General features: G+C 51.2%; 15 protein-coding genes and 1 pseudogene. 3 read left to right on the forward strand and 13 right to left on the reverse strand.

Annotated features, from left to right (window positions below):
* Positions 1-104: 104 nt before the first annotated feature.
* Complete coding sequence (locus tag NI000_RS12100) at positions 105-2,498, reverse strand: LamG domain-containing protein (RefSeq protein ID WP_253410827.1); 2,394 nt, start codon at positions 2,496-2,498, stop codon at positions 105-107.
* A 428-nt stretch (positions 2,499-2,926) separates the two neighbouring features.
* On the reverse strand, positions 2,927-3,394 hold the full coding sequence (locus NI000_RS12105) for a hypothetical protein (RefSeq protein WP_253410829.1): 468 nt from the start codon (positions 3,392-3,394) through the stop codon (positions 2,927-2,929).
* 846 nt (positions 3,395-4,240) lie between these two features.
* Here NI000_RS12105 and NI000_RS12110 point away from each other — a divergent pair.
* Positions 4,241-6,001, forward strand: a complete 1,761-nt coding sequence (locus tag NI000_RS12110; RefSeq protein ID WP_253410831.1) for a helix-turn-helix transcriptional regulator — start codon at positions 4,241-4,243, stop codon at positions 5,999-6,001.
* A 272-nt stretch (positions 6,002-6,273) separates the two neighbouring features.
* Positions 6,274-8,268 (forward strand): beta-lactamase family protein, encoded by a 1,995-nt coding sequence (locus NI000_RS12115; protein ID WP_253410833.1) that lies wholly within the window; start codon positions 6,274-6,276, stop codon positions 8,266-8,268.
* A gap of 93 nt (positions 8,269-8,361) precedes the next feature.
* Here the strand turns inward: NI000_RS12115 and NI000_RS12120 are convergent, their stop codons facing one another.
* The 8 genes and pseudogenes from NI000_RS12120 to NI000_RS12155 all read right to left on the reverse strand — a co-directional run.
* Positions 8,362-9,420, reverse strand: a complete 1,059-nt coding sequence (locus NI000_RS12120) for an alpha/beta fold hydrolase (protein WP_253410835.1) — start codon at positions 9,418-9,420, stop codon at positions 8,362-8,364.
* A 21-nt stretch (positions 9,421-9,441) separates the two neighbouring features.
* A complete protein-coding gene (locus tag NI000_RS12125) occupies positions 9,442-10,761 on the reverse strand; it encodes an esterase/lipase family protein (RefSeq protein ID WP_253410837.1) in 1,320 nt (439 codons plus the stop codon).
* Between the two features lie 151 nt (positions 10,762-10,912).
* Positions 10,913-11,653 (reverse strand): 3-oxoacyl-ACP reductase FabG, encoded by a 741-nt coding sequence (gene fabG / locus NI000_RS12130; protein WP_216790646.1) that lies wholly within the window; start codon positions 11,651-11,653, stop codon positions 10,913-10,915.
* Positions 11,654-11,655: 2 nt separating this feature from the next.
* Positions 11,656-12,576: an intracellular short-chain-length polyhydroxyalkanoate depolymerase gene (gene phaZ / locus NI000_RS12135; protein WP_253410839.1), complete on the reverse strand. Its 921-nt coding sequence runs from the start codon at positions 12,574-12,576 to the stop codon at positions 11,656-11,658.
* Positions 12,563-13,597, reverse strand: a complete 1,035-nt coding sequence (locus tag NI000_RS12140) for a 3-oxoacyl-ACP synthase (protein ID WP_253411142.1) — start codon at positions 13,595-13,597, stop codon at positions 12,563-12,565. Before NI000_RS12140 ends, phaZ begins: the two co-directional genes overlap by 14 nt.
* Positions 13,597-16,809: a BTAD domain-containing putative transcriptional regulator gene (locus NI000_RS12145; RefSeq protein ID WP_253410841.1), complete on the reverse strand. Its 3,213-nt coding sequence runs from the start codon at positions 16,807-16,809 to the stop codon at positions 13,597-13,599. The genes NI000_RS12140 and NI000_RS12145 overlap by 1 nt, the downstream gene beginning before the upstream one ends.
* Before the next feature lie 45 nt (positions 16,810-16,854).
* Entirely contained in the window at positions 16,855-18,399 is a 1,545-nt protein-coding gene (locus NI000_RS12150; RefSeq protein ID WP_309247890.1) for a class I adenylate-forming enzyme family protein, read from the reverse strand.
* Positions 18,400-19,123: 724 nt separating this feature from the next.
* Positions 19,124-19,228 (reverse strand): annotated as a pseudogene (locus tag NI000_RS12155) (recombinase family protein); the annotation flags it as partial.
* Between the two features lie 173 nt (positions 19,229-19,401).
* On the opposite strand from NI000_RS12155, the gene NI000_RS12160 reads away from it, so the two are divergent.
* Positions 19,402-19,626, forward strand: a complete 225-nt coding sequence (locus tag NI000_RS12160; protein WP_253410845.1) for a helix-turn-helix domain-containing protein — start codon at positions 19,402-19,404, stop codon at positions 19,624-19,626.
* Positions 19,627-19,789: 163 nt separating this feature from the next.
* On the opposite strand, the gene NI000_RS12165 is transcribed toward NI000_RS12160, so the two are convergent.
* Genes NI000_RS12165 through nirB form a run of 3 tightly spaced genes read right to left on the reverse strand, consistent with a single transcriptional unit; the run spans position 19,790 to position 24,788 of the window.
* Positions 19,790-21,970 (reverse strand): molybdopterin oxidoreductase family protein, encoded by a 2,181-nt coding sequence (locus tag NI000_RS12165; protein ID WP_253410847.1) that lies wholly within the window; start codon positions 21,968-21,970, stop codon positions 19,790-19,792.
* Between the two features lie 27 nt (positions 21,971-21,997).
* Positions 21,998-22,354: a nitrite reductase small subunit NirD gene (gene nirD / locus NI000_RS12170; RefSeq protein ID WP_253410849.1), complete on the reverse strand. Its 357-nt coding sequence runs from the start codon at positions 22,352-22,354 to the stop codon at positions 21,998-22,000.
* A 13-nt stretch (positions 22,355-22,367) separates the two neighbouring features.
* Entirely contained in the window at positions 22,368-24,788 is a 2,421-nt protein-coding gene (nirB, locus tag NI000_RS12175) for a nitrite reductase large subunit NirB (protein WP_253410851.1), read from the reverse strand.
* Positions 24,789-24,852: the final 64 nt, after the last annotated feature.

Here is a 24,852-nt window from a genome sequence, read left to right on the forward strand (position 1 = left end):
GAACAGTAAAGTCAACTCCGGGGAGTTCCATGTGCTAACGAGCCATATATTTATAGGTTCATTCGACGAATCAAAGCTTCTTATGCGCAATGCCTTTGAACCCTTTAAGATTTCTCTAAACCAGGTCTAAAGAATTTTACTAAACCTTTTTCTTTGCCACTAAAGTTCCTGTACATATTTTCTTGAATACTAGAGGAAGACAATGGATAGTTCCATATCCGAAGCTCGCCGATTCTGCCGTTAAACCTATAATGAGGTGTGCCTATTGAGCCTGATATCATGGCCGACGATGTTACGGTTCGAGATGCTGTTGTGGTTCCTTGTCCCGCGGTAAGATTCTGCTTGATCCCATCAATGTACAGCTCATTATTCGTGGCATCAGGCACTCCGTTAAAAAACGTCGCTGCCACATGGGTCCATTTGTTTTTTAGATTCGCCGACGGTATGCCTAACACATTACTTTCTCCCGTATTAAATCCAAAATATCCGCCCGAAAACCATAGATCATACATCCCATCCCATGAGAACGGCATTCCTCCCTCCGTTCCATCCCAATACATCCAAAACTCTACTGTATTTTTTGCCCCCGGCGCCGTATTTACTGCTATGTTATTCAGGCTTACTTGCTTCGTACCCTCAAATGCAAGCGACGTATTCGGTAAAGGTCGATCACTGAGTTTCCAATATCCTGCGATATCTGGTTCCATTCCTGTAATCACCTTATACATGTTCGATTGCACTTCGGATTGCGATAATGGATAGTTCCATATCCGAAGCTCGCCGATTCTACCGTTAAACTTATAATGAGGTGTGCCTATTGAGCCTGAAATCATGGCCGACGATGTTACGGTTCGAGATGCCGTTGTGGTTCCTTGTCCCGCGGTAAGATTCTGCTTGATCCCATCAATGTACAGCTCATTATTTGTTGCATCAGGCACTCCGTTAAAGAACGTCGCTGCCACATGGGTCCATTTGTTTTTTAGATTCGCCGACGGTATGCCTAACACATTACTTTCTCCCGTATTAAATCCAAAATATCCACCGGAAAACCATAGATCATACATCCCATCCCATGAGAACGGCATTCCTCCCTCCGTTCCATCCCAATACATCCAGAACTCTACTGTATTTTTTGCCCCCGGCGCCGTATTTACTGCTATGTTATTCAGGCTTACTTGCTTCATACCCTCAAATGCAAGCGATGTATTCGGTAAAGGTCGATCACTGAGTTTCCAATATCCTGCGATATCTGGTTCCATTCCTGTAATCACCTTATACATGTTCGATTGCACTTCGGATTGCGATAATGGATAGTTCCATATCCGAAGCTCGCCGATTCTACCGTTAAACTTATAATGAGGTGTGCCTATTGAGCCTGAAATCATGGCCGACGATGTTACGGTTCGAGATGCCGTTGTGGTTCCTTGTCCCGCGGTAAGATTCTGCTTGATCCCATCAATGTACAGCTCATTATTTGTTGCATCAGGCACTCCGTTAAAGAACGTCGCTGCCACATGGGTCCATTTGTTTTTTAGATTCGCCGACGGTATGCCTAACACATTACTTTCTCCCGTATTAAATCCAAAATATCCGCCGGAAAACCATAGATCATACATCCCATCCCATGAGAACGGCATTCCTCCCTCCGTTCCATCCCAATACATCCAGAACTCTACTGTATTTTTTGCCCCCGGCGCCGTATTTACTGCTATGTTATTCAGGCTTACTTGCTTCGTACCCTCAAATGCAAGCGATGAATTTTGAGAGGGTATTTCTCCTAACTTCCAATACCCCACTAAACCGGCTTCCATTTCCTTATACAACTTATACATATTTGCTTGAATCTCCGTTGCCGACAGTGCATGGTTCCATATCCTCATCGTACCTATTTTGCCGATAAATCGATACATATTGTTATTTGAAGCTCCTGATACAACTGCATTGGAAGTTACTGTTACCGACGACGTCGTCTTACCCAAAACAGGAGCTAAATTTTGCTTTACTCCATTAATGTAAAGCTCATTATTTACTGCATCCGGTACACCATTATAAAACGTTGCCGCAATATGTACCCACCGGTTCTTCAATTCTGCTGATGATATCCCCAATATGTTTGATTCTCCGGTATTAAAGCCAAAATAACCTCCGCTAAACCAGAGGTCATAGGGCCCATCCCATGAAAATGGCATGACACCTTCTGCACCAGTCCAATACATCCAAAACTCCACCGTGTTTTTTTCACCTAGCTTAGTATTGACTGCAATATTATTAAGGCTTATTTGTTTCGTACCATCAAAAGAAAGGGATGCAAAGTTTCGAGTTATATTTCCATTCGCATCGTAAATATATTCTCTCCCTTGTCCTGTAGGCAATTGAACATTTATTAGCCTTCCAGATGAATCATAATTATACGAGCTTTCAGAATACGATGCTGACGAATAAGCAGCAGCCTTCTCAAGAGGCAAAACAAATATTATTAAGAAAACATTGAAATACATTAAAATTCTTCCTAAATTACATAAGGTATACACAAACAGTTACCCTCCAAAAGATTAGGATTCTTAAAACTTGTAAAACCAGAAATAGTTTTCCTATCAAATTATATCTTTGTCAGATGGTGTATGTATATAAGGAAAATTGTAAGTGGCGTCCGCTACAAGATTGTCCTTATAAGAATCTTCTTCATTTGAGAAACTTAATACAAGGGGAGTAGGGTTTCGTTACGCTCTAACTACGCAAGTAATTTTGATCCCTTAAAGCGCAAAAAAAGAACCCCGGAAGAGGCTATCCTAAAACCGAGGTTCGTTGGAGCGTTACCATGCTGTCCGCTGTACAAGCTATCAACTTGAATTTTGTTATTTAATACAAAATGGCGGTTTAATTAAATAATACTTAATTACTTTTGACAACACCTGAAAATATCGCTTTACCGTTGTATACGTTCACTCCAAACTGTCCGTTCAACGTCCATCACCGGGGACAATCCATCGTTTAAATAAACTTTGATGTTACTCCCTTTCGTGACAACCTTTAAATGATACGATTGTCCAAGACCAATTGGGATTGGATAGTCTCGGATAATCTTTCCGCTTCCCATATCCCATAAACGCACCACTTGCAATAGCGTATCAACATTAACTGCGTATCCCTGCGTCCCGGTTGAATTTGCGCGAAATACTAATGCTCCGGCTCCCTTGCTAACTACTTTTATATCGCCCTCATATACGAAATCATTGCCTGTCTGGCTATTCAAATAATAGGCGTTATTCTCTGTGGTGGCCTCGCCTTGTTTTCCTTCTCCTACACTCGTCCAGGTCCCGCCTACTTCTGACCATCTGCCGTTTAAATTGGAAAATTTTTTTAGCTCTTGTAAATAAGTTCCCATTCGCATCATATGTAAACTCATCCATATCACCATTTGGAAAAACGATATTCACTAATTTCCCTTCGCGTGTATAGGTGTAGTACGACCCTCCATTAAATGAAATATTGCTGCTGTTAGCTGTAACGGAAGCATTCTTAATCTGGAATTGTTCCTTATTATTGAATATCAGCATTTGAGGGTCTGCATGTTTATTATCGCCCTACGCAAGTTCCGTCCATGTTAGTGAGATGAAAAAACTGCAGATAAAAATGATAGAAAGAAAAAACTGCTTCACTTTTTTAGACTTCACTTGTTCTTCCTCCACACATTGAAATTATCACAAACCGTTAATACTATTATTTTCCCTGCTAAATTATACCTTTGGAAGATGATGTCTGTATATAACGGCTTTTATAAAAGGACACTCTGAGTGATTTTTCGTGTTACAATGTAGTAGCGGAAGGGGGGGAAGAGGGTAAGCCACAATGCTGAACTCCCCCCCAATGCACGAGTAACTACCAAAAGAGACGCACAAAAAACAGCTCTGAGAATCAAGCGACTTCTTTAGCCGCGTTGGACAATACATAGAGAACAGACTTATCATTCCCTGGGAAATTCGTCATTCCCATATATCCAAAAATTGTGTGGTTTAAATCAAATAGAATATGGATATGTCCGATATATATTCAGTTAAGGAATCGGTTATAAAAAGCCAGGAGTAGTGAATAACCGATTGATCGTGGCCAAGGCTCATAACTCCCCCCTTTTCCCTTGCATAAAAGCTCCTCTATTAGTAGGATAAAAAAATAGATAATAAAGCGCACTGAGGGTGATTCATTGCTGGACTTTATAAAGCGTTGGTTTTGGTATGACTGGATGATGTTCGTCATTCGGACCATCCTTTTCGTTTCTCTTCTCTTTACTTTGGAACATTTTTCCGAACAGTTGACCATCCCATTCTGGTTAGGGGCTCTGTGGGGGATTGCTGCTTTTTCCATTCCTTGGCTTTGTTTGCAAAAGCACTATGCGTATTACCTGATCTCGGAAATGGTCATATCCGGAGGATTATGCTTATACGCGGTCTCCCTGTTCCCCGAAGCCTACGTGGCTTTTTTAGGTCCGACTTTTATGATTGCCAGCAATAGCGCCCAAAAGTCATACCGTTGGTCAGCCCCGATGACCATCTTTGTCATCCCGGCCTTATTCGCGGAATTGTCTGAACCAAGCGACCTGATGACGATGATCATCCAATTCGGCCCCATTTACGCTGTAGGGTTTGCCTTTCAATTGCTGGTGGTGAACCATCGGCAAAGTGAAATGATTCGTGATCAATATGCCGTGCTGGAACAATATTCATCGCAAGTGGAGCGCCTGACATTGGCGGAAGAGCGAAACCGGCTCTCGAAAGACCTTCATGATACGGTGGGACATTCCTTTACCTCTATTATGATGGGGCTTGAAACGTTACGCTCGGAAGTGAACACCCCGGAAGGGGAGCGGAAGCTCGAGTCCTTGTTACAACTAACCCGCGGCAGCCTGGATGAGGTCCGCCAATATGTGCATCAGGTTGGTGCTTTGCAAGATTCGCGTACCCTTGTAGAGTCGTTGCAGGCATTGACGGCCGAGTTTCAGGCGTCGACTAAAGTGACGGTTCGACTAAGGACCTTGGGCGAGGAGCTTCAGGTATCCCAACAAGTCAAGACGATCCTGCACCGGTGTCTGCAGGAATCACTGACTAATGCCGTACGTCACAGGCAGGCGAGTGAAATTCAGGTGAGCCTGCATTTCGAGGAGAAGCAGGTTCGGCTGGTAGTGCAGGACAACGGGCTCGGCACCGAAGAACTTCAAGCGGGTTTTGATTTAACGGCGATGAAGGAGCGGGCATCCGATTTGCAGGGACAGGTGCACATCCACTCGAAGCCGGGCGAAGGAACGGTCGTGACCTGTACATTGCCCAGGCAGGCGGAGCAGCAGGAGGAAGCGATCCGGCTGCTGTTGGTTGACGGTCAGCCATCCATCCGGGAAAGCCTTCAAATGATTTTGGCGAGAGAAAAAGATTTCGAAGTCGTGGGACTTGCGGAGGACGGGGAGCAGGCGCTGGAACAATGCGAGCGGCTTCGCCCTCATGTCGTTCTCATGGATTTACATATGCCCCGCATGGACGGTGTGGAAGCGGCCAAACGGGTGAAGCAAAAGCATCCGGGTATCCGCGTGCTGATCATGACCACGTTTCAAGAGACCGAACAAGCGGTTGAAGCTTTGCGGAGCGGGGCGGACGGGTATTTATTAAAGTCTTCGGAGCCTCAGGAGCTTTCCGAAACGATACGTCTCGTACATCGCGGGGTGATGATGATCGCCCAAGATGTCACCAACCAGTTGATTCAAAACTATGGGGGAGGAGCCCTTCGGGAGCAACCGGCAGAGCCGGACAAACCGCTTCCTCCTCCTTCGGGGTTGACCCCGCGGGAGATGGATATTTTGCAATGTTTATCCAAGGGGCTTCGCTATAAAACGATCGCGGCCAAATTGTATTTGTCCGAAGGAACCGTCCGAAATTATGCTTCCACGATTTATACCAAGCTTGGCGTTCGCAATCGAGAAGAGGCCGTACAAAAAGTTTTCGGGAATCAAGGATAGATGGTTTGGGAAGACAGCACGGGTCTGTACCTTTGAAAGAAGGAACAGGCCCGTGCTTTTTTTATTTTATCCGGTGCATTTGCCCAGCATGAGCGTCATATGACATTTTGTCATCTCGGCGGGGAGTTCGCTTGCGGGTCGCGGGATAAAAAACGGTGACAGAAAATAACTCTCTCCTATGACACGTTGTTTGCCATACTAAACCCAAGAGAAGGAGGAAGGGCAGTACGAACCTAAGTTTTTACGAAAAAGGATGAGAGGGAGAACTAACGATGAGCAAGATGAAACCCAAGTTGAATGTGGCGGCACTATTCTTATGTGCGACCCTGATGACGGCATGCACACCATCCGATGGAAAGCCGGAATCGGCACAGGCGGTGGAAAAAACGAACCTGAATGGCCCGCAGGATGCCAAGGAAATAGAGACGTTTGCCGATTCTTTATTTGCAGAAGTAATGAAAAAACACAATGTTAATGGTTCGAATTTCGTTGTGGTCAAGGATGGAAAAGTATTGGTAAGTAAGGGATACGGCTATGCCGATAAGGAAAAGAAAACTCCTGTCGATAAAAATACCGTCTTCCAAATCGGTTCCGTCACGAAGACATTCACCGGGCTGGCCGCAAATCAGCTTGCCGATCAAGGGAAAATTGACCTTCATGAGGACATCCAAACGTATTTGGGAGGAATGAAGATTCCAAACAAGACCGAAAAAAAACTGACCATGTTTGATCTGCTCACGTACACGACCGGGTTTGATTTTCCGGATATTGCTTCTTATTATTCACCCGAGTTTGCAAGTAAAGACATGCCGATGAAGCAGTTCATCCTGGATCATATGCCGACGGTGGTCCGGCCCCCCGGTGAAGCTTATACGTACGACAACTTTGGTTTCTTGCTGGCAGGATATGCGATAGAGAATGTAAGCGGCATGCCGTTTCATCAGTATATGGACAAAAATGTGTTCAAGCCGCTCGGCATGAATTCGACTAGCGTACGCCTAACCCCGGAGCTTAACAATCGCATGGCCGCTCACTATGATCTGGCTGGTGAACTCGTTCCAATGGACTGGAATGCCCCAACCGACGGGCCGCAGGGGAGCATCATATCGACTGGCGAAGATATGGCCAAGTACTTGACTATGCTGCTGCAAAAAGGAAAATACGGAGACAAACAGTTGGTAAGCGAAAAGACGGCCGAGCAGATGCTCACGTACCAGGTGGTCGCCGATAAAAGCATTCCGCAGACCACCGTAGGGGGATTCGAAGGCTACCGCAACGAACTGGCGAATGGCCAGCGTGTCGTTATAAAAGGCGGGAATGTCACGGGCCATCAATCCTTGATCGTAGTAATACCCGAGAAGAATACGGCATTTTCTATGTCGTACAACAACGAAACAGTGATGATGAGTATGGACGTGTATGAGGCGTTTATGGACCATTATTTTCCCGAAACAAAAACACTCGAGAAACCTGTTTATGTCCATTTGGATGAAAAGGATGCGGAAAAGTACGTAGGACTGTATCAGAATACGCGCTTTTTGTTCTTGAAATCGAAATTTTCGTACGCCGACGGGAAATTGCTGATGGAGACAGGAACGGGCAAGCACACATTCAAGATGATTACTCCACTGCTGTTTGAAGACGAATCAGGCAACAAGCTAGCGTTTAAAAAAGACCATCGCGGATCGATTGAATATTTTTATTATAATACTATGGAGGGGAATCACTTTGTCTCGGATTCGCAAAAAATCCATGGGAAGCAGCCGTTTTCGGATGTAGCGGAGGGAAGCAAATATAAAAGCTTTATTGACGATTTGCACGCCCTGGATATCATGGGTGCGAAATCAGGCAGCCGCTTTGAGCCTCAGGCATCCATGACGCAAAGGGAGTTTGCCGACGTGCTGCTTCGTGCGCAGGGATGGTATGGGATCCCCTGGGCCTTCGATGGCATGAAGAGACAACTGCAAACCGGTTTCCCTTCCTTTGATCCGAATGCGATCATTACAAGGCAGACGGCAGCGGTCATGATTCAAGCCCTGAAAGAACTCAAGCCTGCGTCCAAAGTTCAATTGAGCGGTCAAACGGATGCGTCGGCGGTTGAGGCCGTTACTGCACTGGTTTCGCAGGGCGTTATCGATCCGGATACAACCGTACAGGCGGATGGCAGCGTCGATTTCCGTTCCAACCAGCCTTTGCTTCGGCAGGAGGCAGCCGCACTGTTGGATAAAGCGTTTGGCCATTATGCTTTACCGCTCCCCATAAAATAAAGCGTCACAGCCATGCCGGTATGTTTGCAAGCGGGGTCCGTTATAATCCATCCATTGATTATTGCGTGCCCCGCCAGCAGCGGCTTCGCCCCTCTATTCGATTAAAGACAGGAATGACCTCAGCTTCGCGAATACAAATTCAGGCTGCTCAATGTGCGGGGCATGCCCTGCGTCCCCAACGACAACCTCCTCGAAACTGCCGCCTGCTTCCTCATACTGTTTAAGAACACAGCGCATCTGGGAAACCATGGGCTGCGGCGGATACACCTCTTCGCCGGGCCAGCCTTCAACGTAGCCAAGCTTGCCTAAATACCCAAAATCGAACCATGAGCTGTCTGACACGATCGCGTCATCTGCGCCCCGTATCCATAGAATCGGCCGTTTAGGTTCGATATGTATAATCGGCGAAAGATTGACATACTTGGGCGACATCGCATTGTTGATCCCCTCCGCTCCCGGAGCTACGCCGGGCCAATGCTCGCAAGTCTCAAAGGCTCCAGGGTAATGAGCGTCGCCAATGCGGGTGGACAGCATCGCCTCCAAGTAACGCTCCTCCCGCTCGCCGCTAACGCGAAACGGCGATCTAAAATAAAACTGATTCAGGATATTGCGCGGGCTGTTCGGCTCTCCCTCGCTGCGGTCTTTGCCGCTGAGGCAGGCTACAAACTGCGGGTTTGCCGTTCCCCCGCCCGAACCGGCGTAATTGTCGTAACAAGGCGTCCCCCACTCATCCTTGGTGCCGCCAAAGCCGTATGGCGAAAGCGGGGACATCAAAACGAGCGAACGAACAGCCGCAGGATGATCGATGGCAAGCTGCATGGCAATTCCTGCTCCCAGCGACCAGCCCAGCACATGTACGGGTTGACTCATGCCGAGAGCACCCAAAAACGACTTCAAATCGTCGGACCAATCGCGCAGCCCCCGCGTTGCATCGATAGGAAGCGCTTCCGTTTGACCGTATCCGCGTAAATCCGGAGCAAGCACCCAGTACTCCTCGGACAATGCACGAAGGGTGTCGTCCCAGAATAAATTCGCAGAAACGTTGCCATGAATAAGAAGAAGCGGCGGATTTTCAGCGCTGCCCGCGGATAAATAGGAAACATGCAAGCGGTCGGTTTGGATCGATTCAGGCTGTAAAGTCGTTAGGGTCATGCAGATACCTCCCATGGATCGTTAGATTTGTTTGAGCCACTGATCAATCTGTTTCACAGAAGCAGCCGCCCAGCCAAGCTGCAAATGATTATGCTGCACCGTGACGTTGCCGGCGACATTGCCGATCCCTTGCACCGCTGCCGCGCTTGCAATGAAGACGACGCCATCGCTCGGGCCCGTGTGTTCGCTATGAATCGCCGGAATATCATTTTTATCTCCCGACAGCAAATAGGTCTGAATACTGGCCGGAATTCCCGCATTCAAAATGGGTTCAACCAACGATCCCTGCTGAATCGCAGCGTCGATCCCGTTGCTATTCGTAAAGAATCCCTGACCGCCGTAGTAAGTCGTGTACCAATCTTGCTCAAGCGCAGGAAGCGGATATTCGTCAACCCATTTGCCAAGCATTTGCTTTTGCCCCGGGAAAAAATTGCCTGACGCTGTATTGTAAATCGACAACTCGGGATGGTTCCTCGATATCCCCCAGCATACCATTTGCGTGTGCGGAGAAGGCGCATTGACAACACCGCCGCATTCAGGGAAAATGCTAAGATTATGCGACCAGCCGTGGCGGAAGATGTAATCGAAGCCTTTGTTCGGATTGCCGACCAGGACCAGCTTGCGAATATCTTGGCTGTAGCTCGTGCCCCCCGCTTTTTTGACAGAGGAAGCATACATCCGCGAAGCGAAAGCGCCTTTGCTCCATCCGATAACATCGACTTTGCTTTCGCCTGTTACGTTTTGGATAATCGTAATCGCATCGTGAATTTGTTCGGCGCTGTAATAGTTGTCCCCTTGCTTATGCGGAAAATTAATCGCAAACACTTTGTAGCCTTTGCCGACCAAGTCCTGCATCATGCCAGTGCCAGGGCACGATATTGCGCCGCAGCCGTAGGAGCCAAGCTCATTCGGATTCGCCCAAGCGCGATCCGCATTATCGTTCGCGCCGTGCACGAGCAGAACTGGCGTTTTTACCGGATTGGTGTCGTACTTCGGAGCGTAGTAAAGCAAAAAGCGGCTGGAATGCGGCTTTTTCACCCCTCCGAAAAACGTAAGGCGCTGTCCGTCCTGATCGCCTCGCCCATCTTGGGGGTAGTCCTCGGCAGCGAACATCGGATTGTTGTCCTTCCAGCGTTCCACCTTGCTCCATCCATTGCTAACCGTTGTAAACGTCTGCTCCAGCACCAAATTGGATGCTGCTGCCCCTGCAGTTCCTCCTGCAACTTCCGCAACACCCGCAGCTCCTGCTTCCTGTGCTCCGCTCACTCCAGCATGCGGTACGAGCAGCGCGCAGACGATCAACAGTACCGTTGTTACCGATGGCAACCATCTTTTGTACATGTATCCAATCTCCCTTCATGGCGACTGTTCGCGCATATCCAAAAGTCACAGCCGCACCGTGTTTTTATGCGTCCCTAAACGCATGGTTTCATCATAATTGGAAGCGGTTGCATTTCAGTTGCAGAAGACGGCGAGCGCTTGTTTTGGCTGCTTAGATGACCAAGCCTCCGTTTACTTCCAGTACAGTGCCATTGACGTAATCCGATTCGGAGGAAGCAAGAAATAAGTACGCATTCGCGACATCCATCGGCCGCCCAAGGCGGCGGAGCGGAATTTTCTCCAGCATCTGCTGAACCACTTTCTCCGGCATGTTTGCCACCATCCCCGTCTCAATAAAGCCCGGCGCAACCGCATTGGCCTGAATGCCCTTCGGACCAAGCTCCTTCGCCCACGTTTTCGTCATTCCTATAATCCCCGCTTTGGTCGCGGCATAATTGGTTTGCCCGATGTTGCCATGCACGCCTACAATCGATGCCGTACTGATAATTTTCCCGCTTCCGCGTTCGATCATCGAATGAATTAGCGCCTTGGTGCAATAGAAAACGCCGTTCAAATTCACTTGAATGACCCGGTGCCACTCCTCTTCGGTCATTTTGGCCAGCGTACGATCCTGCGTAATTCCCGCGTTATTGATCAAGACATCGACCGCACCGTTTCGCGCCAGCGCTTCTGCCGCCATTTTGGTGACACTGCCGCTGTCGGACACGTCCACTTCGATAAAATGCGCATCCGCTCCCTTTTGCAGCAATGCCTGAATCGCTTCCTCCCCCTGTTGTTTGTTGTAGTCGGCTATAATGACGCGCGCTCCTTCCTGTGCAAAAAGCGCCGCTGTCTCTCGCCCGATGCCGGCGGCTCCTCCCGTAATAAGCGCTGTTTTCCCTTGCAGTCTCATGCTTATCTCCTCCGTTCCATAAATTCGGCTACAACCTGGCAGAGCAGCGCCAGATTGTCCATAATAGGCGAATGGCCTGTATGATCCAATTCCCTGTAAACGACATGCTCGCCCAAATCCTCTACCAATTCCTCCGTCATCTGACGAGTGACGACTTTATCTTGGTTCCCCCATAAAACAAGCGTTGGCATCGAAAGGCGTGCCGCATCGCCGCTGCCGCCCCCTGCTTCATGATCCTTGGCGCTCATATTGAAGCGATTCATGGCATCGTATACATCCAGCAAATTTTTTTGCGTCAGCATGTCGTTCAGATACGTCTCGTACCGGACTTCATCCGGCTCCTGGATGACATAAACCTGACGATTCCATAAATTGCGCAAAAATGCTTTGTCCCGGTGATCATAGGCTCGCTGCACCAGCTTCGTTTTGTCCATTTCGGCAATTTCCGCTCGGGTGCGAAGCCTTCTCGCCTGTACTTGCCCAGACTGCTCATCCTTCTCTTCCGCGTAGTAACACGGATAGCCTCTCGTTGACATGGACGCCAGTAAAATTAAGGCCTCGACGTACTGCGGATGTGAAGCTGCGAATTGCATGGCGACTCCGCCGCCCATCGACCAGCCCAGCAGCGTGAATGAAGCGAGGTTCAACCCGTCCACAAACAGCCGAAGATCATCCGAAAAATCAGCTATGCTGCTGATCGGCACATGATACGTAGAAGCGCCGAAGCCTCGCAAATCAACAGCAATCAGCGTATGAGACGGGTCAAAGCTTTCCATAAACAGATCCCAATGCACGGATGAAGTCATATTGCCGTGCACGAGCAGCAGCGTTCGGCCGGTCGCCGTTCCGGCGCCTCTGCGCAAACGGTAGGCCATCGTTTCGCCATTCGAGAGCTGTATCGACTTGAACTCAATTTCCATCATCGGCTTCCCCCCATCGGATCGTCGTCGCTCCCCATGCATAGCCGATACCAGCGCTAATCAGAACAACCACATCCCCATCTTTTAGCTTTCCGCTGCTTGCGGCCAGCTCCAAAGATAAAATTTGATCGAACTGTCCGATATGGCCGAATTCGTTCAAGTAAATGGATTGGTCATCGGATAATCCCAGCTGGCGAAGCACGTAATCATGAGCGGATTTCTTCATGTGCAGCATCGCCGCATAGGCGATGTCCTTTTCGGTATAACCGCTCTTCGCAAGCGATTGTCGGACCGCCTCCAAAAAGTAGCCCATGGACTTTTCTTCAAGGCGCTCTTTCATCCGCTGCGGATTCGGAACGTGGAAAAAATGCTTTCTCTGCTCTATCGCTTCGGGCGTAAGCGGATGCTTCGTGCCGCCGGCCGGTACGATCACATCTTCGCTAAATGAGCCGTCCGTGATCAAATGGCTTGCCAGCACACGATTGCGCCCATAGTCGCGCTGCAGCAGGATCGCCCCTCCGCCAGCTCCTAGGTTAAACATAAATGACGTATGCCGATTGCCGTAGTCAATCAAATCGCCATTGCGATAACCGCCCGCCAAGAGTACGGTGCGGATCGAACGATCGGCGATCATCATGCTCTGCGCCACCTTTAAAGCCATCACCGTCGTGCTGCAGCGCATCCCGACGTCAAACGCCCAAGCGCGGATCGCCCCTACCTCCTGCTGAAGCTTCATAGCCGCTGTCCAAACCGGATACTCTTTGTGTTCTTCGCCGATGTAGATGACCAGATCGATGTCTGCCGGATCAAGCTGAGCTTTGGCAATGGCCAGCCTTGCCGCACGAATTCCCATCTCGCAGCTGTGGTCATCGGCTCCTGGCACGGGCTTGCGGAGAATGCCGAACTTATTCTCGACCACGTCCTGCGGTACACCGGACAGCTCGCTAATTTCCTTGCTTGTCTGGAACGTCTCCGGTATGTACATGCCCGTACTTACGATGCCTATGGGTACTGCACTCGTCATCATGATTCGCTCCACTTCTGTTGTGTCATTTTGGCATATAGCTGTTTTGTCGCCGGCATCGGCTCCACCCCAAGCTCCGACTCCAGCGCCTTGCTGCATCGGGCATACCATTTAAGCGCTTGGTGGCGATTATTGCTGCTATAGTGGCACTTCATCCCCAAGCGATACGCTTCTTCCCAGCACGGATCTTTCTCGATAATCCGCTCGCACCAGCAAATGGCCTTATCGAAGTCACCCTGAGCCGCATGAAGCTCCGCCAAACGCTGCGCCCCCCTCAAGAACAGCGCTTTCAGCCGCTCCCGCTCCTGTGCGCACCAGTCTTCATATCTTCTCTCGGGGATATACTCTCCCGCATATAAGCTTAATGCTTTTTGCAGCATGTCTATGGCTTCCTGACGATCCTTCGCATCCAGACCGTGCCTGATTCCATCCTCAAAGGCGGCGGCGTCAAGCTCCAAGCCGGAGGCAAGGCTCAGCCCGTACAAGGTGCCGCTGCGCTCCACGAAAAAGGGGGCGGCTCTCGCCTGCCGCTCAGGCTCCAATGCCGTGTTGAGCGCATTAAGCGCCACTTTAAAATCGCGATAGGCCGCCTTATCGTCCAGCTCGCCCCACAAAAGCGCCATCACTTCCTCTTTGGGCAGCATGTGCTTTCTTCTTGTGACGAATAGTTGAAAAAGCTCTTTCGCTTTGCCGCGCTGCCAATCTTTTTCCATCACTTCTTTTTCCCCAAGCAGCACTTTAAAGCCGCCTAACGTCTGAATCCGCAGCGTATAGCCGGGATGGTACGTAAGCTGTTCGATTCCCAGATCGGACAACAGCGCGGAGGTGTAGCTTATGTCCAGTTTCTTCTTGTGCGCTTCCAGCAGGATCGGAACAAGCTGCCTAAGATCGCGAGGCCCGAATAGTGTACGCTTGTGCAGTAAAAACTCGTAGCCGCCTTCTCTCATTAGCTTTAGAAAACGCGAAGCGCAGCGATCCCGCAAATGCTCCCTCTTCGTATGGTGCGCAAGCAAACATTGCCACAGCATCGCAACGGTTATCCCGTACCCGTCGCCGCACGCCTGAAAGTCCGACTCGCAAAGGGCAAGCCTTTCCGCTGCATCTTCCCACCTGCTGCCGCAGACGGCGGCAATGCCCATGCCGAGCCGAATCCACGCCGACAGCCAGAGATCGTGCGCTTTTTCCGTTTCCAATAATGCCTGCGCCCCGTACTCCATAGCAAGCTCTGTCGCTCCTTCACGACCGTACAGCAAACATAACCCCATCCAAGGTTCCGCTTTTCCTCTGGAAACTTGAAGCCCTTCCATCATCTCAAGCGCTGTGCGATAGCAAGAAAGAGGCAGCCCCAGCTCATAACGGGGCAGGAGCAGCGCAGCATTTCCCATGCGCATCCATCCGCAAGCCTCCATGTAAGGAGCTTTGCCGGATACCCCCTGCATGATGCCGCGCTCCGCCCATTTCTTGGAGCTTTCCGAGTTGCCGGCCAAAGCTTCGATAAAAGACAATAAAACCGACGTTTCACGGTGCGATTTGGGCAAGTGCCCGTCTGCTGCCGCACCTTCGCAGCGCAATTTCCGCTCCAGCGCTTGGCGCGCCTCCTGCAGACGGCCAGAACGCAAATGAAGCCGCGCCTCCAGCACATGATCCTGAAAATCGGCTTGCAGCGCCTTGCATCTTCGGTACCACACCTCCGCTTCCTTTAATCGTCCGGCATTGACGAGATTTTCGCAGATTAAGCTGTACAGACGAACGCCGCCTTGCTCTGACGCTCCGTCAGCTTCCATCACGACAAGCGCCTGCTGCAAAAGCTGTTCCGCCTTCCCCGGCTCGATCGTATCGAGGAAAATATGGGCTTTCCGCTCAAGAGCCAGATTGGAGGCGGAGGAATAGCCCTCTTGCACAGCCAACTGCTCGCCCTTCGTGTAACAAAAAATGGCGCGGTCATACGAATAGCGGTACCGGTGCACGTCCCCCTCATACATCCACACCATGTAGTAGCGGTCTTTCAAAGGCTTGGGAAGGCGGGCGATGATCGCAAGCAAATGTTCAAGCTGGCCGAGCCTGAGCAGCTTATGGCCGTGTTGATGAATCGCATGTGCGACTTTCTCGTACTGCTCCAGAGCGCACAGATGATCGATCATTTCCAGCCATTTTTGTTTGCTCTCGAAATAATCGGCGGCACGCTGATGAGCAAACGCATACTGCTGCGGTTTTGCCTGAAGCTGCTGCTTGACAAACTCGCGGAACATCGGATGATAGTGATAGCTGGTATCGGCATAGGCCTGCAAAAACAGCCCCAAGCGCTCGATTCGCTCGATCATGTGCCGGGAATGAAGAGGCTGCAAGCCTAGCAATTCATCGCAAAGAGCAGGCGCAAACGTTTCCAGCACACAGGTTTGTTCAACAAACCCGCGAACCTCATCATTCTGGTGCCGCCACACTTCCAGCATCAGATATCGATGCAAATCGGCAGACGTATTTCTGGCGGCAGACATCTGCTGCCACATCGCATGGACAGCCGTAATCCAGCCTTCCGTTTGCCGGTAAATTTCCTGAATATCGCCCTCATGCAGCAAAAATTCATAAGCATCGGCAAACAAGGTTTCGATCTCTTCCATGCTGAATGCAAGGTCGTGCTCCCCGATTTCCAGGAGATTTCCTTTCACTTTCACCGTCGCAAGCATATCCCACGACGGATGGATTCTGCTCGACAATAGGACATGGACATGATGCGGCACGTACTGCATAAACATTTGCATCCAATCATCAATTATCGAATGATGCGCCACATGATGGTAATCATCGATCACAAGGATCACTTCCTGAGATAGCGCCAAAAGCTCATTCACGAACAAAGAGCAAAGCAAGCGGACGCTCTCTCGCGATTCGCAATCGCACAACTGTTCGTCTACCCTATTCATCCAATCGTCCGCAAAATGCGGATGGTTTGTTCGAATGGCATGGATCAAATATAAGACAAACGTGGCCAGTTGCCTGTCTTCCGCGCCTACGCTGTACCAACAGCAAGCCGTGGCTTCGACTTGAAAAAAAGCAGAGAGCGCTGTGCTTTTCCCGTATCCCGCACCGGCGTAAACAAGCGTTAACGGATACTGCTCGCAGCGCTTTAGCTTTTTGCTAAGCGTCGGCCGCAGCAGTATCGTTTTTTTGAGCGGGGGAGGTATCAGCTTTGTTTGGACAATTGCCGCAGTCATCGCTTCGATCAACCGCCTTTTACAACCGAATATATCTCCATTATGCTACCCGTTCATTTCTTGGTACATTTGGCAGATCCGTTTTTTATCCACTTTGCCTACGTGTGTTTTGGGCAGCTCCTGCAGAAACAAAAACCTTTTAGGAATCTTATACTTTCCGATTTTACCTATACAGTAACTCCTCAGCTCCTCATCGGTAAGCCCATGATCCAGGTGCAAGGCAACGGCCGCGACGACAGATTCCCCCCATTTGGGATCGGGAATGCCGACGACTGCGGCTTCTTTAACCGCGGGGTGCTCCATCATGAGCTGCTCCACCTCGACGGGATACACATTTTCTCCGCCCGTGATGATCATGTCTGTTTTACGGCCTACGATATAGTAGAAGCCATCCTGATCCCGCCGGCCCAGATCGCCTGTCCGCAGCCAGCCGTCAACAAAGACGGATTGCGTCGTCTCCGGCTGATTCCAATAGCACTGGAACACATGCTTGCCGCGCAGCCATATTTCGCCCACGTCTCCAATGGCCGCTTCGCAGCCGCTGTCTGACACAATTTTCACCTGCACCAGCATCATCGGCTTCCCGACCGATCCTTGCTTATGGACGACAGCGCGCGGGTCCATATAAAAATTGTTCGGCCCCGCCTCCGTTAAGCCATAGCCTTCTTTGAACGTCAGCCCCTTGCTCTCGAAGGCTTCGTAGACTGCAATCGGGCATGGAGCGCCGCCGGAGAGAAACGTGTGCACATGCGGGAATTGCGCATGCGCAAATGCAGGCAAATCGATCATCATCCGGTACATCGTCGGCACCATCAGCACGATCGTGCAGGCATAGCGCTGAATCAGTTCCATTAACGGCTCCGCCCGGGATTCTTTGCTTACCACCACGGTGCCGCCGGCGTACAAAATCGGCAAGCAAAGCGCATTAATTCCTCCCGTGTGGAACAATGGCAGCGACGTCACGGTAACATCGCTTGCCGTCAAATTCCAGCTTACGATCGTATTCAACATGTTCCACAGCACCGATTGATGCGACAGCACGACGCCCTTAGGTTTTCCGGTCGTTCCGCCGGAATAGATCATCATGCAGCTTTCTGCCGCTTCATCGCTGCGTTCCGTTTCCGGATGTCTAAGCGCAATGGCCGCGCGGACGATGCCCTCGTATTCCGCTCCGTCTGCTTGCAGCGTGATTGGAGCAAACAGGCCGCGCGCCAACGGCTCCAGTTCACTGTGGTACAACAAAGCTTTCGGCGTGCAATCGCTTACAATAGCGCTTAATTCGCTGCCGGATAAACGCCAGTTCAGCGGCACGAATACGGCGCGCAGCTTGATGCACGCAAACAGCGCATCCCAGCAGCAAAGATCATTCTGCGCAAGCACAGCGACACGATCCCCGGGCGCTACGCCTGCCGCTTCCAAATAGCCTGCCAGACCGCAGGCTCGTTCGTTCATTTGAAGGAAGCTCCACAATTCTCCTGTCTCTGCGTTTATTGCCGCTGTTCGATGGGGAGTTAAGGCACTTCTGGCTGCCAGCCAATCCATTGAATCCTTTCTCATACGCTCGACCCCTATAGTCCATGATCTGTCCATTCGTTTGTACTATAGGCAGGTTACAAAGCAGTTACAAATTTGCGTCAATGAGGGGCTTGAAGAATGAAAATGGAAGACACATCAAGACTTGAAAATGGACTATAGTAATCCTGTGGATTCAAGAATATTCCCCCTGTAAAATTATACCTCCACGAGATAATTTATGTATATAGGGGACCTTAAAAATCAACTTGATTTTTCATAAATATACCACCAACGCTCTGCCGAAACCTGACATCTACCTGACCGTAAACAACACAAAACCCTTTTTTCGTATGCTAGAATTTGTCTTGTTGTATGATATTCGAATGGACAAATCACAAAGATACACTAGCAATAACCTACTCTCCGTTTATGCCCCAGTTTTAGTGTTTCAATAGTTGGCATAGTGCCTTTTCTAGCCTCAAATGAAGTAATTCCGTTTGCAATTCAATAGTCATTCGGTGAAGGCTCGAAACAATGTCTTCCACCGCAAATTTATGTAATGGTCTTATATGATCGTTCACCCTGTTCAAGACGGCCATAGTGCAAGCTTCGTACGTTTGAATTTGCTGCATCAGTTCCCGTTCCTCGGCATCCAATCTTTTCATAAGGGTAACTTTCATATTCATATCTTCACCTCTCATAAGATCACCCGATGCTTGTCGAGTTCAACATCATCATATTGGTACATCCCACCATAAAAACTGCGACGGTTCACATGTATTCTGGTGAACGCTTTGCATTGCTCCTGACAATACGCTTCGGTGTCTTCCCGTTGATACGATAAGCTGTAACCACTGCTTGCTTGGCCTGCTGTGGAGACTCGAACATAACCGATCACATTCATTGAAAGTTCCCTCCGCTCAGAAATTTAGATTTTTGTAATCACTAGGAATGACAAAATGTATTGTTTAATTAATACATTTTATATCATCTAGCCGATACAATCAATACATTCTTTCTTTTACCGTCTTTTCATCTTATAATTTATGAAAAGATGTTCGGAGAGTAGGTAGTAACATGGCAATTAAGGTTCGGTTAAAAGAAATACTCGAACAAAGAGAAATGTCTCAGCGTAAATTAGCAAGAAAAACAGGATTAACACCAAACACCATTAATCACTACTGTTCTGAAAATATTGACCGCGTACATTTAAGTACATTAGACGCAATATGTAAAGCGCTAGAAATTGACTTGCATGAATTACTTGTTTTTGAAGACGACAAAGAATTGCATGAAGTATAATTGTTGCAACATTTCATGCGACCAAAACAGTTTTCACCATATACCCAAACATACAAAAAAGAGCAACCCCCTCACCACTTTAACCATGGTTCGAAAGATTGCTTTCAGATGACAGTAAATAGCGACTGACTTGCAAACTAATAAAAATCCCCCCGCCACACCGCTACGGCACACGCTCCACCTTCACGGCGCACAGCTTAAATTCCGGCATCCTGCTGGTTGGGTCCAAGGCGTCGTTCGTCAGCCGGTTGACCGACAACTGCTCTCCCCAATGAAAAGGCACAAACACGGTGCGCGGCTGGATGCCTTCCGTCACCTTCGCTTGGAACACTAGCGAGCCTCGGCGGCTCGTGATCCGGATGCGGTCCTCCAGACGCAAGCCAATCTTCTGCGCCAGCCAAGGATGAATTTCCGCCACGGGCACCGGCGCTTTTTTATTCAGCCCTTCGGTACGCCTCGTTTGCGCGCCGCTTAAGTAATGGCTGGCTACGCGCCCGGTTGTCAACACATACGGATAGTCGCGGTCGGCCGGTTCCGCAGGCATTTTGGGCGTGATGCCGAACAGTTTGCCTTTCCCGTCGGGATGATGGAACCGTTCCTGAAACAAATAAGGCGTACCCGGATGCTCAGGCGCCGGACAAGGCCAAAATATGCCCTTCTCCCGCTTCAGCCGTTTATACGTGATACCGCTGTAATCCGCCTTCCCCCCGGCTGTCGCCAGAGCCAGTTCGTTAAAAACTTCCTCAATGCCGCCGTAATGGAAAAAAGCCCCTCTTCCCAGCTCTTTCGCCAAGCCGCATAGGATTTCGTAGTCCAGCTTGCTGTTCCCCGGCGGCTCCAGCACCTTTCCCCGGTGGAACACTCTGCCCTCCAAATTGGTTAAGGTGCCTTCCCCCTCCAGAAACGAAGATCCGGGCAACAGCCAATGGGCGTAACGAGCGGTCTCAGTCTCGAACAAGTCGATGACCACAAGCAGCTCCAGCTTCCGCAAGGCGCGCTCGACCATCGAATTGTTGGGACTCGATACGACCGGGTTGGAGCCAAGCACGATCAGCGCCTTGATTTCGCCTTCGTCGATTTTTTGCAGCATTTCGTAGGCAGAGACGCCCTTGCCCGGCAGTTCGGCTGGATTGATTCCCCATACCTTCGCCACATGCTCGCGGGCGGCCGGGTCTTCGATCAGGCGGTAGCCGGGGAGCTGATCTGCCTTTTGTCCGTGTTCGCGGCCGCCCTGTCCGTTCGCTTGGCCGGTCACCGCGCCGTAGCCGCAGCCGGTCCGGCCGATTTTGCCGGTGATCAGGGCCAGATTGATGTAATTGAGCGTATTCTCCACGCCGTTAACCTGCTGCTCCAGCCCTCGCGCCGTAAGCACAATGCCCGTTTCCGCCTTGGCAAATCCGCGGGCGATGGTGCGAACGACGCCTTCGAGAACGCCAGTCAACCGCTCGACATAATCCGGCGTATAGGCCTTAACGGCTTCGGCCAGTTGCTCGAAGCCGTGCGTCCGCTCGCGGACAAACGATTCCGCGTACAGCTTTTCCGCCACGATCACATGAAGCAAGCCGTTGACGAACACGGAGTCGAAGCCCGGCTGCAGCCGCACGTGAATGTCCGCCGCCTTCGAGGTCATCGTATTGCGCGGATCGACGGTGACGATCGTGGCGCCGTTCTTCTTGGCCGCCAGCAGGTATGGCATCATGGTCGGCTGGCATTCCGCAATATTCGTGCCGGCGAGAATAATGTACCGCGCGTGCGGAATTTCATGAAGCGGCATCGTCATGCCCCGGTCGAGGCCGAAAGCCTGATTGGCGGCAGCCGCCGCCGAGGACATGCAATACCGCCCGTTATAATCGATATATTTGGTTTTAAGCGCCACCCGCGCAAACTTGCCGAGCAAGTAGCCGACCTCGTTGGTCAGCGAGCCCCCGCCATAGACGGCAACCGCGTCGCTGCCGCATTCCGCCTGCAGTATGCGGATTTGCCCGGCAATCTCCTTCAAGGCACAGTCCCAAGATTCTCGTTGAAGCCCGCCTGCCGCATAGTCTTGCGAAGCAATAGATTCGAACCGGCCCGCCCTTCTTAAAGGCTCCGTAATCCGTTCTGGATGAAGGACATGCTCCAAAGCATGGAGCCCTTTCTGGCACAGACGCCCCGCTGCTACCGGAAAATCCGGGCTCGGCTTAATGACCAGACCCGGATTGTTATCGCTGGGAGTCAGCACCATCTGGCATTGCATACTGCAAAAGCAGCAGTGCGATGACCGGCTTTCCGCCGTGCTTGTTTTTGCGGCTGTTTCCCCGCTCGCCGCTGCCTTCGTACTTAACAAATCCGGCGCATTCGCCATCGTCGTCGCACCTCCGTGAACATCGCATCAGCCGGCCATTTCCGCCGACGCTGGAAACCCAATATAGACGGCTCCATCCTGTATTTTGGTCGCATAGGTGCGAACGCATCCCGTATCCGGCGCCTGAACGAGTCCGGAGGAAAGGTTAATCCTGCGGTCATGCATCGGGCAGAAGACATGCTCGCCACATACGATCCCTTCCGCCAGCACCCCATTCTTATGCGGACAACGGTTTCGGATCGCTTTGACGCTCCCGCTGCCGAGCCGGAACATCGCCACTTCGTCGCCTTGATAACGGACCGTTTTCCCGGTATTGACCGGCAGTTCCTCGTATAAGGCCGCCCAGATCCAAACGATGCTTTCCCTTTCCTGTGCTACGCTCATGCGCTTCTCCTCCTTACAGCTCAACGACTTCGTAGAGGTCTTTTTGAATTTTCTCGTTCTCGATCGCTTCTTTCCAAGGGTCCTTCGTGACCGACAGGGTAATGTCCATCCGCTCGCAGAGCGCCTTGCGCTCCTCCGCATTCTCGACAACCTTGCGGATGCTTTCGATGCCGACCCGCTTGACCCATTCGCTGGTCCGTTCGCCGTAGTTGGCGTTCTCGCGGTAATATTGCAGGTACGCCTCCGCATACTCCACGACTTCGTCTTCCGTCTTCACCGTGGTCAAAAGATCGCCGGCCCGCACCTTCACACCACCGTTGCCACCCGCATACAGCTCCCAGCCTCCGTCGATGGCGACGACGCCCAGGTCTTTAATAACGGATTCCGCGCAGTTTCGCGGGCACCCGGACACGGCCATCTTGACCTTGGCCGGCGTGTTCAGCCGCTCGAAGCGTTTCTCCAGCCGGATGCCCATGCCCATCGAATCGGCGGTGCCGAACCGGCAGTACTCCGCGCCGACGCATGTTTTGACGGTACGGAGCGCCTTGCCGTAGGCATACCCGGACGGCATATCCAGCTCCTCCCACATGCGGGTCAAATCCTCCTTCTTCACGCCCAGCAGATCGATCCGCTGTCCGCCGGTCAGCTTCACCGTCGGGACGTTGAATTTCTCCGCCACCTCGGCAATCCGCTTCAGCTCGGCCGGATTCGTCACGCCACCGTACATCCGGGGAACGACGGAATACGTACCGTCCTTTTGGATATTGGCGTGCATCCGCTCGTTCACGAACCGGGAGGTACGGTCATCCTTGTAAACCGTCGGGTGCACCATGCCCAAGTAATAATTAAGCGCAGGGCGGCACTTCGAGCAACCTTCCTCCTTTTTCCAGCCGAGCACGTTCATCACCTCGCGGACGTAGCCCAGTCCTTTCTCGCGAATGGCAGCCACAATCTCTTCCCGGGAGAACTCTGTACAGCCGCACATCGTTTCTTTGACGGCCGTGCGGTCGTAGGAATCGCCCAAGGTATAGGCCAGCAGTTCGCTGACCAGCGGCTTGCAGCCTCCACAGGAACGGGATGCGCCGGTGCAGTTCTTCACTTCCTCGACTGTCGTCAGCCCCTGCTCCCGGATGGCCGAGCAAATCTCGCCTTTGCTGACGCCGTTGCAGCCGCAGACGATCGTATCGTCGCTCATCGCGGCGGCACCAGAACCGGTACTCCCTTCCGAACCTTCAGAATCTCGAAGGAGGGAAGCCTTCTCCATGCCGCTGATGTCGGAGCCATCGCGGATCATCTGCATCAGCCGCGTGCCGTCTGACGTATCCCCGAACAGCACCGCACCGATCATTTTGTTGTCCCGGATCACGACCTTTTTGTAGACGCCCGAATATTCGTCGTGCACGCGGATCGTCTTGCAGCCCTCGCTCTCCAGAAATTGACCGCCCGAAAATACGTCCACGCCGGACACCTTCAGCTTCGTGTACACGATCGAGCCTTCGTACGGAGCCGTCTCCACCTCCGCCAAATGCTTTGCAAGAACTGCTCCCTGCTCGTAAAGCGGAGCGACAAGGCCGTACACGACCCCGCGGTGCATGGCGCATTCGCCTAACGCATAAATCTCCGGCACACTCGTTTGCATGTAATCGTTCACGACGATACCGGGATTGACTTCGAGCCCGATCGACTTGGCCAGCTCGACGTTCGGGCGAATCCCGACGGCCATGACGACAAGATCCGCTTCCGCCACACTGCCGTCCTTGAACTTGAGTCCGGCGACCCGCTGATCTCCAAGGATTTCGGCAGACTGCTTTTCCAGCAAAAAGTTCATCCCCTGCGCTTCCAACGCCTCCTGCAGCAGCTTGGAGGCCGTACGGTCCAGCTGGCGTTCCATCAGCGTATCTCCGATATGGACGACATCCACCTTCATCCCGAGGTTCAGAAACCCTCTCGCCGCTTCCAGCCCGAGCAGCCCGCCGCCGATGACGACGGCTTTCTTGTATTTTCGGGCCGCATCGATCATCATTTCGCAGTCGCGGATCGTGCGGTAAGCCATTACACCTTCCTTATCCGCACCCGGCAGCGGCAGCATGAACGGATTCGAGCCGGTGGCCAGAATCAGCTTGTCGTAAGCCACCGTAACCCCCTGATTGCTCGTGACCGTCCGCGTCTGCGTATCGATGGCCGTCACGGTATGCCCGGTATACAAAGTGATCCCGTTGGCTTTGTACCAATCCCAAGGATGAATGACGATATCCTCTACGCTGGAATCGCCCGCGAGCACGTAGGACAGCAGAATCCGGTTATAGTTCGGATGGGGCTCGCTGCCGAAAATCGTAATTTCATAGTTGCCGGGCGCCAGCTTAAGCAGATGCTCAATCACGTTGACCCCGGCCATTCCGTTTCCGACGAGTACCAGCTTTTGTTTGTTCGACATGGAGCAATCATCCTTTCATCAAGAGAATGGGTACAACCTTATACGTTCTCTATCAACATCAGCG

The sequence above is a fragment of the Paenibacillus tyrphae genome (assembly GCF_024158745.1).
Taxonomy (GTDB): domain Bacteria; phylum Bacillota; class Bacilli; order Paenibacillales; family NBRC-103111; genus Paenibacillus_G; species Paenibacillus_G tyrfis_A.

Bases quoted from the DNA above. Each gene is read 5' to 3' on its own strand.
- NI000_RS12100 (WP_253410827.1), bottom strand. From the start codon at position 2,498: ATGTATTTCAATGTTTTCTTAATAATATTTGTTTTGCCTCTTGAGAAG.
- NI000_RS12110 (WP_253410831.1), top strand. From the start codon at position 4,241: ATGATGTTCGTCATTCGGACCATCCTTTTCGTTTCTCTTCTCTTTACT.
- fabG (WP_216790646.1), bottom strand. From the start codon at position 11,653: ATGAGACTGCAAGGGAAAACAGCGCTTATTACGGGAGGAGCCGCCGGC.
- nirB (WP_253410851.1), bottom strand. From the start codon at position 24,788: ATGTCGAACAAACAAAAGCTGGTACTCGTCGGAAACGGAATGGCCGGG.
- NI000_RS12120 (WP_253410835.1), bottom strand. From the start codon at position 9,420: ATGACCCTAACGACTTTACAGCCTGAATCGATCCAAACCGACCGCTTG.
- NI000_RS12165 (WP_253410847.1), bottom strand. From the start codon at position 21,970: ATGGCGAATGCGCCGGATTTGTTAAGTACGAAGGCAGCGGCGAGCGGG.
- nirD (WP_253410849.1), bottom strand. From the start codon at position 22,354: ATGAGCGTAGCACAGGAAAGGGAAAGCATCGTTTGGATCTGGGCGGCC.
- NI000_RS12125 (WP_253410837.1), bottom strand. From the start codon at position 10,761: ATGTACAAAAGATGGTTGCCATCGGTAACAACGGTACTGTTGATCGTC.
- NI000_RS12105 (WP_253410829.1), bottom strand. From the start codon at position 3,394: ATGATGCGAATGGGAACTTATTTACAAGAGCTAAAAAAATTTTCCAAT.
- NI000_RS12160 (WP_253410845.1), top strand. From the start codon at position 19,402: ATGGCAATTAAGGTTCGGTTAAAAGAAATACTCGAACAAAGAGAAATG.
- NI000_RS12115 (WP_253410833.1), top strand. From the start codon at position 6,274: ATGAGCAAGATGAAACCCAAGTTGAATGTGGCGGCACTATTCTTATGT.
- NI000_RS12140 (WP_253411142.1), bottom strand. From the start codon at position 13,597: ATGACGAGTGCAGTACCCATAGGCATCGTAAGTACGGGCATGTACATA.
- NI000_RS12150 (WP_309247890.1), bottom strand. From the start codon at position 18,399: ATGGACAGATCATGGACTATAGGGGTCGAGCGTATGAGAAAGGATTCA.
- phaZ (WP_253410839.1), bottom strand. From the start codon at position 12,576: ATGATGGAAATTGAGTTCAAGTCGATACAGCTCTCGAATGGCGAAACG.
- NI000_RS12145 (WP_253410841.1), bottom strand. From the start codon at position 16,809: ATGACTGCGGCAATTGTCCAAACAAAGCTGATACCTCCCCCGCTCAAA.